Genomic DNA, 16,040 nt, shown 5'->3' with positions numbered 1-16,040 from the left:
ACGAGGGCCTGCGCTTCGCCATCCGCGAAGGCGGACGCACCGTCGGCGCCGGCGTCGTCGCCGCAATCATCGAGTAAGGCGGCGATCTGAAGACCGGGGGGCGTGTCCGCACGCTCCCCTCTCCGCTCCGGTCCCGGATCGGATGCGACGGGCATAGGAGTGTAGCTCAATTGGCAGAGCACCGGTCTCCAAAACCGGGGGTTGTGGGTTCGAGTCCCTCCACTCCTGCCATGTCCGGCACACTGTACCTCAACGGTCAGGCAGCGTCCTGTACCGGCACTGAACGAAAGCGATCCTGATGGCTAAGTCGAAATCCGGCAGATCGCGTGGGTCCGGCCAGAAACCGGCTCCGGCGGCAACGCCCGTCGAGGCCAAGGCCGAGAAGCCGAAAAAGCGGACCAATCCGGTCGAATTCATGCGCCAGGTCCGTGCCGAAGGCGCCAAGACGACCTGGCCGACCCGCAAGGAAACCGGCATCACGACCGTGATGGTCTTCATCATGGTGGCGATCGCCGCCGTATTCTTCCTTGTCGTCGACATCATCATCCAGACGGGTGTCGGTTTCATTCTGGACTTGGGGAGCTGATCATGCCCGCGCGCTGGTACATCGTTCATGCCTATTCGGGCTTCGAGAAGAAGGTCGCCGCGGCGATCCGCGAACAGGCCATCCAGAAGGACATGGAGGACCTGATCGAGGAGGTCATGGTCCCGATGGAGGAAGTCGTCGAGATGCGGCGCGGCCAGAAGATCAACGCCGAGCGGAAGTTCTTCCCCGGCTATGTGCTGGTCAAGATGGACATGACCGACGAGAGCTATCACCTGGTGAAGAACGTCGGCAAGGTGTCCGGCTTTCTGGGCGCGGCGAACAAGCCGCAGCCGATCCCGGAACGCGAGGCCATGCGCATCCTGCAGCAGATGCAGGACGGCATCGAGCGTCCGAAACCGTCGATCACCTACGAGATCGGCGAGCAGGTCCGGGTCTCGGACGGACCCTTCGCCTCGTTCAACGGCACGGTCGAGGACGTTGACGAGGAGCGCGCGCGCCTGAAGGTGTCGGTATCGATCTTCGGCCGGGCGACCCCGGTGGAGCTGGAATACACGCAGGTCGAGAAGCTGGACTGAGGCCTGACGGGCCGGGGCGGGCCCGGAAGTTGATTCTTTGTGCTTGAAAGATCGGGCCGGGAACGATACAAGCCGTCGGCTCTGCCAAATACGTGAGGGAGCACCCCGATCTGTCTGACTGCGACGCGGATCCTGAAATGAGAGGATCGGAGACGCAGCGGCAGGCTTTTGTGTGCTTCGACGCGGATGACGGACGAGGAAATGGTGTGGGAGGTCTGCCATGGCCGTACCACGCCCCCTGAAACGGATATCAAGGGACTGAAATGGCAAAGAAGATTGCAGGTTACATCAAACTGCAGGTGCCGGCGGGTGCAGCAAACCCGTCGCCGCCGATCGGACCGGCGCTGGGTCAGCGCGGCCTGAACATCATGGAATTCTGCAAGGCGTTCAACGCCGAGACGCAGAACATGGAAAAGAACATGCCGATCCCGGTGATCATCACCGCCTATTCGGATCGCTCGTTCACTTTCGTGAAGAAGACGCCGCCCGCCTCCTACTACCTGAAGAAGGCGGCCAAGCTGAACAAGGGGTCCTCGACCCCCGGCAAGGGCTATGTCGGCAAGGTGACCGGTGCGCAGCTGGCGGAGATCGCCGAGGCGAAGATGGTCGACCTGAATGCAAACGATATTGACCAGGCGAAGAAGATCATCGCCGGTTCTGCCCGCTCGATGGGCCTGGAAGTGGTGGGCTGAGATCATGGCAAGACGAGGCAAGCGTTACAAGGCGGCGGCTGCGGACATCGACCGGGACTCCCTGGTGCCGATGGAGGACGCGATCAAGGCCGTCAAGGAGAAGGCGACCGCGAAGTTCGACGAGGCAATCGAACTGGCGATCAACCTGGGTGTCGACCCGCGTCACGCGGACCAGATGGTTCGCGGCGTGGTGCGGCTTCCCAACGGCACGGGCAAGTCCGTCCGTGTGGCCGTGTTCGCGCGCGGCGACAAGGCGGAGGAAGCCACGGCAGCCGGTGCTGATATCGTCGGTGCCGAGGATCTGGCCGAGCAGGTGCAGAAGGGTGACATGCCCTTCGACCGGGTGATCGCCACGCCGGACATGATGCCGGTCGTCGGGCGTCTGGGCAAGGTTCTGGGCCCGCGCGGCCTGATGCCGAACCCGAAGCTGGGCACGGTGACGCCGAACGTAAAGGAAGCGATCGAGGCCGCCAAGGGCGGTCAGGTCGAGTTCCGCGTCGAAAAGGCGGGCATCGTCCACGTCGGCATCGGCCGGGCCAGCTTCACCGAAGAGCAGCTGATCGAGAACGCGCGCTCGCTGATGGACGCGCTGATGCGGGCCAAGCCGTCGGGCGCCAAGGGTCAGTATCTGAAGCGGCTCGCGGTCAGCTCCACCATGGGGCCGGGCGTGAAGATCGATACCGGCAGCGTCACCGCGCAGCAGGCGGGCTGAGCGGCTGATTTTGAAGTTTCGCCACCGGGTCCAACCGGTGGCGTGCCTGGTCCGGCAGACCTGAATGAAGGGAATGCCGGGCCGACCTGTCCGAGACTGCAGGTGCCGAAGCGGTTCCGACCGTGACGGCTTAATGGCTACGGCCTGCAATAGACGGGCGTTGAGGCGTAAGGAATTCCGGGATGCGGTTCGCCGTGTCTCATCCTTGGTCGAGACCCTGGGGCAGGACACCAAGAGCGGGACGGGAGATCCGGCGGATCTCATCCAGCCGTCCCAGGGTTGGGGATCGGGACATGTTTGTTCCGGTCTCCGTATAGAGGAGCGAAAGCGTGAACCGGCAAGAAAAGGCGGCGATGATCGACGAACTGAAGGGTGTGTTTGAAAACGCATCTGCCGTCGTCGTGACCCACTACGAAGGTCTTTCGGTTGCGGAGATGACTGATCTCCGGGCGAAGATCGGTGAAGTGGGCGCCAACTACAAGGTGACCAAGAACCGGCTTGCGAAGATTGCTCTGGAAGGCACGTCCTACAGCGGCCTGGCCGACAGCTTCACCGGACCGACGGGCATATCCTATTCGGATGATCCCGTCGCGGCGGCGAAGGCAACGGTCGAATTCGCCAAGACGAATGACAAGCTGGTCATTCTGACGGGCGCGATGGGCGAGCAGATCCTCGATGTGAACGGTGTGAAGGCCCTGGCCGACCTGCCGTCGCTCGACGAACTGCGCTCGAAGCTGATCGGTCTGGTTCTGGCCCCGGCGACCAAGGTCGCCCAGGTCACCCAGGCTCCGGCTTCGAAGCTGGCGCGGGTGCTGAACGCATACGCCACCAAGGAAGATGCCTGACAGAAGCGTCGAGATACGCAGGCTGACAAACGTAACGCAAAGATAGACCAAGGAACTGAAGACAATGGCTGATCTGGAAAAGATTGCAGACGACCTTTCCAACCTGACCGTCCTCGAGGCGGCCGAACTGGCGAAGCTGCTGGAAGAGAAGTGGGGCGTTTCCGCCGCCGCTGCTGCCGTGGCGATGCCGGGTGCCGCCGGTGCCGGCGGTGATGCCGCCGCGGCCGAGGAGAAGGACGAATTCGACGTCATTCTGGCCGAAGTCGGTGACAAGAAGATCAACGTCATCAAGGAAGTCCGCGCCATCACGGGGCTGGGCCTGAAGGAAGCCAAGGAGATGGTCGAGGCCGCTCCGAAGGCTGTGAAGGAAGGTGCGTCCAAGGACGAGGCCGAAGAGCTGAAGGCGAAGCTGGAAGCCGTCGGCGCCAAGGTCGAACTGAAGTGATCGTGCAGGTCCTGCCGGCTGCCGGGTTTCCGGTAACCGGCGGGGCCGGCATGTCACGACCCGTTTTCCGGTCTTTCTGACCGGGTTGCGGTGGAACCGGTGCGGGTCCGTCCCTCGCCGGTTCAGGTCGTTCAGGGACACTGCCTGCCGGATGCGGCGGGCGTGCCCTTGAAGACCGGACCTGAACAAGGGGGTGTCGGTGCCCCGTTTCTGACACATTCGTGTCGGAACAGATACCGGCGGACAGTGTGGGCCCGTCCACGAGGGCCCCGGTCGGATGAGGAACTGGAATGCCGCTTTCTTTTACTGCTCGCAAGCGCGTTCGCCATACTTTTGGTCGTATTGCCGAAGTTGTCCCCATGCCGAACCTCATCGAGGTTCAGCGCGCCTCCTACGAAACCTTCCTGCTGGCTGACATCCCCGCTGAACAGCGCGGCGACAACGGCCTGGAAGGTGTTTTCAAATCCGTATTTCCGATCTCGGACTTTTCCGAGACGTCCAGCCTGGAATTCGTGCGTTACGAATTCGAAGAGCCGAAATATGACGTCGACGAGTGCATGCAGCGCGGGCTCACTTATGCCGCGCCGCTGAAGGTCACGCTCCGTCTGATCGTGTTCGAGGTGGACGAGGACACCGGCGCCAAGTCGGTCCTCGATATCAAGGAACAGGACGTCTACATGGGCGACATGCCCCTGATGACGGACAAGGGCACGTTCATCATCAATGGCACCGAACGCGTGATCGTCAGCCAGATGCACCGCTCGCCCGGTGTGTTCTTCGACCATGACCGCGGCAAGACCCATTCGTCGGGCAAGCTGCTCTATGCGGCGCGCGTCATTCCCTACCGTGGTTCGTGGCTGGATTTCGAGTTCGATCACAAGGACATCGTCCACGTCCGCATCGACCGCCGCCGCAAGCTGCCCGCGACCACGCTGCTGTACGCGCTGGGCATGGGTTCCGACGAGATCCTGGCGCATTTCTACGACACGGTGATGTACCGCCACGACAAGAAGGGCTGGCGCGCGCCGTTCGATCCGATGCGCTATCGCGGCCAGCGCCTGCTGGAAGACATCGTCAATGCCGATACCGGCGAGGTGGTGGCCAAGGCCGGCGACAAGCTGACCCCGCGCGCGGGCAAGAAGCTGGTCGAGGACGGCATGACCGAGATGCTGGTCACCGAGGAAGATGTGATGGGTCGCTTCATCGCCCACGACATCATCAACGAGAAGACCGGCGAGGTGTATGCCGAGGGCGGTGACGCCATCGACGAGGCGCTGCTGGAAGTGCTCAAGAGCGCCAAGGTCAAGGACCTGCCGACCCTGGACATCGACAATGTCACCCACGGTCCGCACATCCGCAACACGCTGTCGGTCGACAAGAACAGCAGCCGCGACACGGCTCTGGTCGATATCTATCGCGTGATGCGTCCCGGCGAGCCGCCGACCGAGGAAACCGCCGAGACGCTGTTCTCGGGCCTGTTCTTCGATTCGGAACGCTATGACCTCTCTGCCGTGGGCCGGGTGAAGCTGAACGCCCGTCTGGAGCTTGAGGCCGAGGACACGGTGCGCGTCCTGCGCAAGGAGGATATCCTTGCCGTCGTCACCTACATGGTCGGTCTGAAGGACGGCCGTGGCGAGATCGACGATATCGACCATCTGGGCAATCGCCGGGTCCGCTCGGTCGGTGAGCTGATGGAGAACCAGTACCGCATCGGCCTGCTGCGCATGGAACGCGCGATCCGCGAGCGCATGAGCTCGGTCGAGATCGACACGGTGATGCCGCAGGATCTGATCAACGCCAAGCCGGCCGCGGCCGCGGTGCGTGAATTCTTCGGCTCCTCGCAGCTCAGCCAGTTCATGGACCAGACCAATCCGCTGTCGGAAGTCACCCACAAGCGCCGCCTCTCGGCGCTTGGCCCGGGCGGCCTGACGCGTGAACGCGCGGGTTTCGAGGTCCGTGACGTGCATCCGACGCACTATGGCCGCATCTGTCCGGTGGAAACGCCGGAAGGCCCGAACATCGGCCTGATCAACAGTCTGGCCAGCTTCGCCCGCATCAACCAGTACGGCTTCATCGAAAGCCCCTACCGGCGTGTGGTCGACGGCAAGGTGACGTCCGAATCGGTCTACCTGTCGGCCATGGAAGAGGGCCGTCACACGATCGCCCAGGCGAACGCGCCCTTCGACCCGGAAGATGGTGCCTTCCTCGAAGACCTGATCTCCAGCCGCCACCAGAACGAATTCATTCTGGCCCGGCCGCAGGACATCGACATGATCGACGTCTCGCCGAAGCAGCTCGTTTCCGTCGCCGCGGCGCTGGTGCCCTTCCTGGAAAACGACGATGCCAACCGTGCCCTGATGGGTGCGAACATGCAGCGTCAGGCCGTGCCCCTGCTTCAGCCGGAAGCACCGTTCGTCGGTACCGGCATGGAAGCCATCGTGGCCCGCGATTCCGGCGTCACCCTGGCGGCGAAGCGCGACGGCGTGGTCGAGCAGGTGGATGCCGAGCGCATCGTGGTGCGCGCGACCGAGGTCACCGACCTCAGCCGTTCGGGCGTCGACATCTACAAGATGATGAAGTTCCAGCGTTCCAACCAGTCGACCTGCATCACCCAGCGTCCGCTGGTGAAGGTGGGCGACGTGGTGAAGGCCGGCGATATCATCTCCGACGGGCCGTCCACCGACCTCGGCGAACTGGCCCTGGGCCGGAACGTGCTCGTCGCGTTCATGCCGTGGATGGGCTACAACTTCGAGGACTCGATCCTGATCTCCGAACGCATCGTGAAGGACGACGTGTTCACGTCGATCCATATCGAGGAATTCGAGATCATGGCCCGCGACACCAAGCTGGGTCCGGAGGAAATCACCCGCGACATTCCGAACGTCTCCGAGGAGAGCCTGAAGAATCTCGACGAAGCCGGCATCGTCTACATCGGTGCCGAGGTCGAGGCGGGCGACATTCTGGTCGGCAAGATCACGCCGAAGGGCGAAAGCCCGATGACGCCGGAAGAGAAGCTGCTGCGTGCCATCTTCGGCGAGAAGGCCGCCGATGTCCGCGACACGTCGCTGAAGATGCCTCCGGGTTCGACCGGTACCGTCGTCGAGGTGCGGGTCTTCAACCGCCACGGCGTCGAGAAGGACGAGCGCGCGATGCAGATCGAGCGCGACGAGATCGAGCAGTTCCGTCAGGACATGGACGACGAACGCGCCATCTACGAACGGAACATCTATGCCAGCCTGCAGCGTCTGCTGGTCGGACAGGTGGCCGAGAGCGGTCCGCGCGGCTTCCGCACGGGCGTGGCCATCACCGACGAGGCGCTGGACGAACTGAGCCACGGCCAGTGGTGGCAGATCGTGCTGTCGGATGCCGAATCGGTGGCCAACATCGAGGCGCTGCGGCGTCAGTTCGACGAGGCCATCGGTGCCCTGCAGGCGCGCTTCAACAACAAGGTCGACAAGCTGCAGCGCGGCGACGAGATGCCCCCGGGCGTCATGAAGATGGTCAAGGTCTTCGTGGCCATCAAGCGCAAGCTGCAGCCCGGCGACAAGATGGCCGGCCGTCACGGCAACAAGGGCGTCATCAGCCGCATCGTCCCGGAAGAGGACATGCCGTTCCTGGCGGACGGCACGCCGGTCGACGTCGTGCTGAACCCGCTGGGCGTGCCCTCGCGCATGAACGTCGGGCAGATCCTGGAAACCCATCTGGGCTGGGCGGCACGCGGTGTCGGCATCAAGATCGGCAACGCGCTGGAGGCCGTGCAGGCCAACGGCAAGGAAATGTCGAAGCTGAAGGCCGAGTTCGCTCAGGTCTACAGCGAGAGCGAGATGGCCGACATCGACCTTCTGGACGATGAACAGCTGATCGAGCTCGGCAGCAACCTGAGCCGGGGCGTGCCCATGGCGACGCCGGTGTTCGACGGTGCCACCGAGCCGGACATCGTCGAGATGCTGGAGAATGCGGGTCTGCAACGGTCCGGTCAGGTAACGCTGCACGATGGCCGCACGGGCGAGAAATTCGACCGTGAAGTCACCGTCGGCTATATCTATATGCTGAAGCTGCACCATCTTGTCGACGACAAGATCCACGCCCGTTCGATCGGCCCGTACAGCCTGGTCACCCAGCAGCCGCTGGGCGGCAAGGCGCAGTTCGGCGGACAGCGCTTCGGCGAGATGGAGGTCTGGGCCCTGGAGGCATACGGCGCGGCCTACACGCTGCAGGAAATGCTGACGGTGAAGTCCGATGACGTTGCGGGACGTAACAAGGTCTATGAGGCCATTGTCCGGGGCGATGACACGTTCGAGGCGGGTATTCCCGAAAGCTTCAACGTGCTGGTCAAGGAAATGCGTTCTCTCGGCCTGAACGTCGAATTGAAGGATTCCGATGGCTGACAGGTTCCCGCGCGAACCCTTTCAGTCACCGTTTCGGAGGTAGATGACCATGCAAGACGCCCTGCAACTTTTCGGCCAGCAGCAGACCGCCCAGAGCTTCGATCACATCAAGATCGGACTCGCCAGCCCGGAACAGATCCGGTCCTGGTCATTCGGTGAGGTGAAGAAGCCGGAGACGATCAATTACCGGACCTTCAAGCCCGAGCGGGACGGCCTGTTCTGCGCGCGCATCTTCGGCCCGATCAAGGACTACGAGTGCCTCTGCGGCAAGTACAAGCGCATGAAGTATCGCGGCATCATCTGCGAGAAGTGCGGTGTCGAGGTCACCACGCAGAAGGTCCGGCGCGAGCGCATGGGCCATATCGAGCTGGCCGCGCCGGTCGCCCACATCTGGTTCCTGAAGTCGCTGCCCAGCCGGATCGGTCTGGTGCTGGACATGATGCTGAAGGATCTGGAGCGTGTGCTCTATTTCGAACAGTACATCGTCATCGAACCGGGCCTGACGTCGCTGAAGCGGTTCCAGCTTCTGACGGAAGAGGACTATTACAACTATCAGGACGAGTTCGGTGAGGACGCCTTCACCGCCGGCATCGGTGCCGAGGCCGTGCGCGACATCCTGATGCATCTGGACCTGGAAGAGATCAAGCGCGACCTGCGCGTCGAACTGGCCGAGACCAAGTCCGAACTGAAGCCCAAGAAGATCGTGAAGCGCCTGAAGCTGATCGAGGCCTTCATGGAATCGGGCAACCGTCCGGAATGGATGATCCTGGAAGTGATTCCGGTGCTGCCGCCCGAGCTGCGCCCGCTGGTGCCGCTGGACGGGGGCCGCTTCGCGACGTCGGACCTGAACGACCTGTACCGCCGCGTGATCAACCGCAACAACCGCCTGAAGCGCCTGATCGAACTGCGCGCGCCCGACATCATCGTCCGCAACGAGAAGCGGATGCTGCAGGAAGCCGTCGATGCGCTGTTCGACAACGGCCGCCGCGGCCGCGTCATCACCGGCGCGAACAAGCGTCCGCTGAAGTCGCTCGCCGACATGCTGAAGGGCAAGCAGGGCCGCTTCCGTCAGAACCTGCTGGGCAAGCGCGTCGACTATTCGGGCCGGTCGGTCATCGTGGTCGGGCCGGAGCTGAAACTGCATCAGTGCGGCCTGCCGAAGAAGATGGCGCTGGAACTGTTCAAGCCGTTCATCTACGCCAAGCTGGAGCTTCAGGGCCTTGCGCCGACGGTGAAGTCCGCGAAGAAGCTGGTGGAGAAGGAACGTCCCGAGGTCTGGGACATCCTGGAAGGCGTCATCCGTGAACATCCGGTGATGCTGAACCGCGCACCGACCTTGCATCGCCTGGGCATCCAGGCGTTCGAACCGGTGCTGATCGAGGGCAAGGCGATCCAGCTGCATCCGCTGGTCTGCACGGCCTTCAACGCCGACTTCGACGGCGACCAGATGGCGGTCCACGTGCCGCTGGCGCTGGAAGCGCAGCTGGAAGCCCGCGTGCTGATGATGTCGACCAACAACATCCTCTCGCCCGCCAACGGCAAGCCGATCATCGTACCCAGCCAGGATATCGTCCTGGGCCTGTACTACCTGTCGATGGAGACCGAGGGCGCGAAGGGCGAGGGCATGGCCTTCGCCAACATCGACGAGATCGTCTACGCGCTGGATCATGGCGTTGTCGATCTGCATGCGAAGATCACGGCCCGCCGCGTGACCCGGGACGACGAAGGCAACGAGATCGTCGAACGGGTCGAGGCGACGCCGGGCCGCATGCTGCTGGCCAACGAACTGCCGAAGAGCCATCTGGTGCCGTTCTCGCTGGTCAACCGCCTGCTGACGAAGAAGGAAATCGGCAATCTGATCGATATCGTCTACCGCCACACCGGGCAGAAGGAGACGGTCATGTTCTGTGACCGGATCATGGGGCTCGGCTTCAAGCACGCGTTCAAGGCGGGCATCTCGTTCGGCAAGGACGACATGATCATCCCCGACGCGAAGAAGGGCCTGGTCGACGAAACGAACGCCCTGATCAAGCAGTACGAGCAGCAGTACCTCGACGGCCTGATCACCACCGGCGAGAAGTACAACAAGGTCGTCGATGCCTGGATGCAGTGTTCGGACAAGGTCGCCGACGAGATGATGAAGGGCATGGAATCCAGCCGCGAGGAGAACAGCGGCCAGCCCAACTCGATCTACATGATGGCGCACTCCGGTGCGCGTGGCTCGCAGGCGCAGATGAAGCAGCTTGCCGGCATGCGCGGCCTGATGGCCAAGCCGTCGGGTGAGATCATCGAGACGCCGATCATCTCGAACTTCAAGGAAGGTCTGACCGTGGCGGAGTACTTCATCTCCACTCACGGTGCGCGCAAGGGTCTGGCCGATACCGCGCTGAAGACCGCCAACTCCGGTTATCTGACGCGTCGTCTGGTCGATGTGGCGCAGGACGCCGTGATCAACGAAGTCGACTGCGGCACACAGGCCGGCCTGCTGGTGCGTGAAGTGGTCGACGGGGCCGACGTGATTGCGCCGCTGGGCGACCGCATCCTCGGCCGCACGGTCGCGGTGGATATCGAGCATCCCAAGACCGGCGAGATCGTGCTGAAATCGGGCGAACTGATCGAGGAGCCGCAGGTCGAGGCCATCGTCGAAAGCGGTGTCGAGGCGGTGCGGATCCGTTCCGCGCTGACCTGTGAGACCAAGACGGGTCTGTGCGGCGCCTGCTATGGCCGTGACCTGGCGCGCGGGACGCGCGTCAACATGGGCGAGGCTGTCGGCGTGATTGCCGCGCAGTCCATCGGCGAGCCGGGCACGCAGCTGACCATGCGCACCTTCCACATCGGCGGTGCGGCGCAGGCGGGCGAGAACTCCTCGGTCGAGGCGGCCTACGACGGCACGCTGAAGATCGAGGACCGGAACGTCGTGGAGGATTCCACCGGCCGCTTCGTGGTGATGAACCGCACGACCGAACTGGTGCTGCTGGACCAGAACGGTCGCGAGCGGGCCCGTCACCGCCTGCCCTACGGCGCCCGTCTGGCCAAGGATGACGGCGCGGCGATCGAGAAGGGCGAGAAGGTGGCCGAATGGGATCCGTTCACGATCCCCGTCATTACCGAGAAGTCGGGTACCGCCACCTACCGCGACCTGGTCGAGGGCGTCAGCGTCCGCGACGTGGTCGACGAGGGGACCGGTATCGCCAGCAAGGTCGTCATGGACTGGAAGACCCAGACCGGCGGCGCCGACCTGCGGCCCCGCATCACCCTGCGTGATGCAGAGGGCGAGGTGCTGACCCTGGAGAACGGTCAGGAAGCCCGTTACTTCCTGCCGGTCGACGGCATCCTGTCGGTCCAGGACGGCGACGAGGTTCACGCCGGCGACGTGCTGGCGCGCATCCCGCGCGAAGGCTCGAAGACCCGCGACATCACCGGCGGTCTGCCGCGTGTGGCGGAACTGTTCGAAGCCCGCCGGCCCAAGGACAACGCGGTGCTGGCCGAATGCGACGGCCGCATCGAGTTCGGGCGGGACTACAAGGCCAAGCGCAAGCTGTCGATCATTCCGACGGACGAGGAGGCCGACAAGGTCGACTACCTCATTCCGAAGGGGCGTCACATCCTGGTGCATGAAGGCGATCAGGTCCGCCGCGGCGACTACATCGTCGACGGCAATCCGGCACCGCACGACATCCTGAAGATCCTGGGCGTCGAGGCGCTGGCCGAGTTCCTGGTCAACGAGATCCAGGAGGTCTACCGGCTGCAGGGCGTGCTGATCAACGACAAGCACATCGAGGTGATCACGCGCCAGATGCTGCAGAAGATGGAGATCACCCGCGGGGGCGATACCACCATGCTTCTGGGCGAGCAGGTCGACCGGCACGAGTTCGATGCCGAGAACGCCAAGACCGTCAAGGAGGGCGGCGAGCCTGCGAAGGGCGAACCGGTGCTGCTGGGCATCACCAAGGCGAGCCTGCAGACCCGTTCCTTCATCTCGGCGGCCTCGTTCCAGGAGACGACCCGCGTGCTGACGGAGGCGTCGGTGAACGGCAAGTCGGACGATCTGATGGGCCTGAAGGAGAACGTCATCGTGGGCCGCCTGATCCCGGCGGGTACGGGCAACCTGATGAACGAGATGAAGCGTGTTGCGGCCGAACGCGACCGCGTGCTGGCCGAGAAGGCCGCCGCGAACGCGCCGGACGACGAACCTGCCGCGATTCCGGCTGCCGAATAGGCCGCATCGCGACGCTGCAAGATGGGGGCGGCCGGGTCACCGGTCGCCCTTTTTCTGTCCGGACGGGCGGATGATGCCGGTTCGGAAGGCCCGAACCGGACCGCAAGATTGTTGCGTGAACGGCGCTCCGGACGTCCGATTCCATCGAACCTGCGCTGCGGGCAACGGCTTTGAATTTATGCGGGTTTTTGCTGTTGACGCATGGGGGAGGTCTTTCTATAAGTCGCGCCACTTGCGGCGCTGGTAGTTGGCCTCGGCCAAGACACAGTGACCGTTCGTCCAAGCTCTGACAGTGGCCAGGGACGGGTCGCCGGGACAGATTTTCAGGAAGCGGGCCGAATATCGGTTCGTTTCTGTTTGTGCCGACTGATGTTCAGATGCTTGGAAGGACGACACCTACCTCTCGCAAAAATCCACCCCGAGCCGGGAATCCCGGCGGGTACGTTATGAAGAAGGTTCGGAGCTGATGCCCACGATCAACCAGCTGATCCGGAAGCCGCGTAAGGCGCCGGTCGAGCGTAACAAGGTCCCGGCGATGGAAGCCTGCCCGCAGAAGCGCGGCGTGTGCACCCGGGTCTATACGACGACACCGAAGAAGCCGAACTCGGCCCTGCGCAAGGTTGCCCGTGTGCGCCTGACCAACGGGTTCGAGGTGACGAGCTATATCCCGGGCGAAGGCCATAACCTGCAGGAACACTCGGTGGTCCTGATCCGTGGTGGCCGCGTGAAGGATCTTCCCGGTGTGCGTTACCACATTCTGCGCGGCGTTCTGGATACCCAGGGCGTCAAGGACCGTCGCCAGCGCCGTTCGAAGTACGGCGTGAAGCGTCCGAAATAATTGAACGTGTGATCGGAGTCTCCTGAAGCATGTCACGTCGTCACGCAGCTGAAAAACGCGAGATCCTGCCGGATCCCATCCATGGGGATCTGGTGGTCTCGAAATTCATGAACAACCTGATGCTCGACGGGAAGAAATCCGTCGCCGAGCGCATCGTCTATCAGGCGTTCGAGCAGGTTGAGCGCAAGGTCGGCCGCAATCCGGTCGATATCTTCCACGAGGCCCTGACCAACACGAAGCCCGCGCTGGAAGTGCGGTCGCGCCGTGTCGGCGGTGCCACCTACCAGGTGCCGGTCGATGTCCGTCCCGAGCGTTCGGAGGCCCTGTCGATCCGCTGGCTGATCAGTTCCGCCCGCAAGCGCTCCGAGAACACGATGACCGACCGTCTGGCCGGTGAGCTGATGGACGCCGCCGCCAACCGTGGCGGCGCGGTCAAGAAGCGCGAAGACACGCATCGCATGGCGGAGGCCAACAAGGCCTTTTCGCACTACCGCTGGTAAGCCGGAGCAGGAGAGCACGACATGTCGCGTACCACGCCACTCAATCTCTACCGCAATATCGGCATCATGGCCCATATCGATGCGGGCAAGACGACGACCACCGAGCGGATCCTGTATTACACGGGGCGGTCGCACAAGATCGGTGAAGTCCACGACGGCGCGGCCACCATGGACTGGATGGAGCAGGAGCAGGAGCGCGGCATCACGATCACGTCCGCTGCGACCACATGCTTCTGGCGCGACCACCGCATCAACATCATCGACACGCCGGGCCACGTCGACTTCACGATCGAGGTCGAACGTTCACTGCGCGTGCTCGACGGCGCGGTCGCCGTGTTCGACGCCGTCGCCGGTGTCGAGCCGCAGACCGAAACCGTCTGGCGTCAGGCCGACAAGTACCGCGTGCCGCGCATGTGCTTCGTCAACAAGATGGACCGCATGGGTGCCGACTTCTATCGCTCGGTCGACATGATGGTCGAGCGTCTGGGCTGTGTGGCCATGCCGCTGCAGCTGCCGATCGGCGTCGAATCCGACTTCGTCGGTGTGGTCGACCTGGTCGAGAACCGCGCGATCATCTGGAAAGACGAGAATCTGGGCGCCGAGTTCGAATATACCGCCATCCCCGACGACCTGGCCGACAAGGCTGCCGAGTACCGTGAGCGCATGGTCGAGGCGGCGGTCGAGCAGGACGAAGAGGTCATGATGGCCTATCTGGAAGGCGAAGAGCCGGATGCGGATACGCTGCGCAGGCTGATCCGCCGGGCGACGCTGACCGGTGCCTTCGTGCCGATCCTGCTGGGCACGGCGTTCAAGAACAAGGGTGTGCAGCCGCTGCTGGACGCCGTCGTTGATTACATGCCGGCCCCGACCGACGTCGAGGACATCAAGGGCACCGTGGTCGACGATCCGGAAACCGAAATGGTCCGCAAGACCTCGGACAGCGAGCCCTTCTCGGCGCTGGCGTTCAAGATCATGACCGACCCGTTCGTGGGCTCGCTCACCTTCTGCCGCGTCTATTCCGGCCAGGTCGAAAGCGGCACCTCGATCCTGAATTCGGTGAAGGGCAAGCGTGAGCGTATCGGCCGCATGCTGATGATGCACGCCAACGACCGCGAGGACGTGAAGGTGGCCATGGCCGGTGACATCATCGCCATCGCCGGCCTGAAGGACACGACCACGGGGGATACGCTGTGCGATCCGCTGAAGCCGGTCGTTCTGGAAAGCATGGAATTCCCCGATCCCGTCATCGAGGTGGCGCTGGAACCGAAGACCAAGGCCGACCACGAGAAGATGTCGCTGGCCCTGGGCCGTCTGGCGCAGGAGGATCCGTCCTTCCGTGTCGAGACCGATCAGGAAAGCGGCCAGACCATCATCAAGGGCATGGGCGAGCTGCACCTGGACATCATCGTCGACCGCATGCGGCGCGAGTTCAAGGTCGAGGCCAACGTGGGCGCACCGCAGGTGGCCTACCGCGAAACCCTGACCCGCGAGACCGAGATCGATTACACCCACAAGAAGCAGACCGGCGGGTCGGGCCAGTTCGCCCGTATCAAGCTGGTGCTGGGTCCGGGTGAAGTCGGCAGCGGCTTCGTGTTCGAAAGCAAGATCGTCGGCGGTTCGGTGCCGAAGGAGTACATCCCCGGTGTCGAGAAGGGCCTGCGTTCGGTGGTCGACAACGGCGTGCTGGCGGGCTTCCCGCTGATCGACGTCCAGGCGACCCTGGTCGATGGTGCCAGCCATGATGTGGACTCCTCGGTCCTGGCCTTCGAGATCGCGGCCCGCGCCGCCTTCCGCGAAGCCGCACCGAAAGCCGGCGCCAAGCTGCTGGAACCGATGATGAGCGTCGAGGTCGTCACGCCGGAAGAGTTCGTCGGCGACGTGATGGGCGACCTGAACAGCCGTCGCGGTCAGGTGCAGGGCTCCGAGCCGCGCGGCAACGCGACGGCGATCGATGCCATGGTGCCGCTGGCCAACATGTTTGGTTACGTGAATACGCTGCGTTCGATGACCCAGGGCCGTGCCCAGTTCACGATGCAGTTCGACCACTACGAGCAGGTGCCGCAGAGCATCTCCGACGAAGTCATCGCCAAGCTGGCGTGACGGAAGCGGAATTCGAAACTGATTTGAAACAACAAGCCTGAAGCCGGAGAAGAGAACATGGCCAAGGAGAAGTTTGAGCGTACGAAGCCGCATTGCAATGTCGGCACGATTGGTCACGTTGACCATGGGAAGACGACGCTGACGGCGGCGATCACGATGGTGCTTGCCGAGTCGGGCGG

General features: G+C 63.3%; 12 protein-coding genes, 1 tRNA gene and 1 pseudogene. All 14 read left to right on the top strand.

Features of this window, described 5'->3' with window-relative positions:
* Positions 1-77, top strand: a pseudogene (locus ACN0X7_RS20085) (elongation factor Tu); the annotation flags it as partial.
* A gap of 78 nt (positions 78-155) precedes the next feature.
* Positions 156-231 (top strand) — tRNA-Trp (locus ACN0X7_RS20080).
* Between the two features lie 67 nt (positions 232-298).
* Positions 299-586 (top strand): preprotein translocase subunit SecE, encoded by a 288-nt coding sequence (gene secE, locus ACN0X7_RS20075; protein ID WP_417520246.1) that lies wholly within the window; start codon positions 299-301, stop codon positions 584-586.
* A 2-nt stretch (positions 587-588) separates the two neighbouring features.
* Entirely contained in the window at positions 589-1,122 is a 534-nt protein-coding gene (gene nusG, locus ACN0X7_RS20070; RefSeq protein WP_417520245.1) for a transcription termination/antitermination protein NusG, read from the top strand.
* A gap of 263 nt (positions 1,123-1,385) precedes the next feature.
* Positions 1,386-1,814 (top strand): 50S ribosomal protein L11, encoded by a 429-nt coding sequence (gene rplK / locus ACN0X7_RS20065; RefSeq protein WP_417520244.1) that lies wholly within the window; start codon positions 1,386-1,388, stop codon positions 1,812-1,814.
* Between the two features lie 4 nt (positions 1,815-1,818).
* On the top strand, positions 1,819-2,526 hold the full coding sequence (gene rplA, locus ACN0X7_RS20060) for a 50S ribosomal protein L1 (protein WP_417520243.1): 708 nt from the start codon (positions 1,819-1,821) through the stop codon (positions 2,524-2,526).
* A gap of 329 nt (positions 2,527-2,855) precedes the next feature.
* A complete protein-coding gene (gene rplJ / locus ACN0X7_RS20055; protein WP_417520242.1) occupies positions 2,856-3,371 on the top strand; it encodes a 50S ribosomal protein L10 in 516 nt (171 codons plus the stop codon).
* Between the two features lie 64 nt (positions 3,372-3,435).
* Positions 3,436-3,816 carry a 50S ribosomal protein L7/L12 gene (rplL, locus tag ACN0X7_RS20050; RefSeq protein ID WP_417520241.1) on the top strand — a complete coding sequence of 127 codons (381 nt, stop codon included), beginning with the start codon at positions 3,436-3,438 and terminating at the stop codon, positions 3,814-3,816.
* A gap of 290 nt (positions 3,817-4,106) precedes the next feature.
* Entirely contained in the window at positions 4,107-8,204 is a 4,098-nt protein-coding gene (gene rpoB, locus ACN0X7_RS20045) for a DNA-directed RNA polymerase subunit beta (protein WP_417520240.1), read from the top strand.
* A gap of 49 nt (positions 8,205-8,253) precedes the next feature.
* Positions 8,254-12,423: a DNA-directed RNA polymerase subunit beta' gene (rpoC, locus tag ACN0X7_RS20040; protein ID WP_417520248.1), complete on the top strand. Its 4,170-nt coding sequence runs from the start codon at positions 8,254-8,256 to the stop codon at positions 12,421-12,423.
* A gap of 466 nt (positions 12,424-12,889) precedes the next feature.
* Positions 12,890-13,261 carry a 30S ribosomal protein S12 gene (rpsL, locus tag ACN0X7_RS20035; protein WP_416898291.1) on the top strand — a complete coding sequence of 124 codons (372 nt, stop codon included), beginning with the start codon at positions 12,890-12,892 and terminating at the stop codon, positions 13,259-13,261.
* A gap of 29 nt (positions 13,262-13,290) precedes the next feature.
* On the top strand, positions 13,291-13,761 hold the full coding sequence (gene rpsG / locus ACN0X7_RS20030; RefSeq protein WP_417520239.1) for a 30S ribosomal protein S7: 471 nt from the start codon (positions 13,291-13,293) through the stop codon (positions 13,759-13,761).
* Between the two features lie 21 nt (positions 13,762-13,782).
* Entirely contained in the window at positions 13,783-15,861 is a 2,079-nt protein-coding gene (gene fusA / locus ACN0X7_RS20025) for an elongation factor G (RefSeq protein WP_417520238.1), read from the top strand.
* Between the two features lie 57 nt (positions 15,862-15,918).
* On the top strand, positions 15,919-16,040 hold a 122-nt coding region (locus tag ACN0X7_RS20020; RefSeq protein WP_417520247.1), incomplete at its 3' end, for a GTP-binding protein.

The organism is Minwuia sp. (genome assembly GCF_048263705.1).
Taxonomy (GTDB): domain Bacteria; phylum Pseudomonadota; class Alphaproteobacteria; order Minwuiales; family Minwuiaceae; genus Minwuia.
This window is presented reverse-complemented; position numbering and strand designations above follow the sequence as displayed.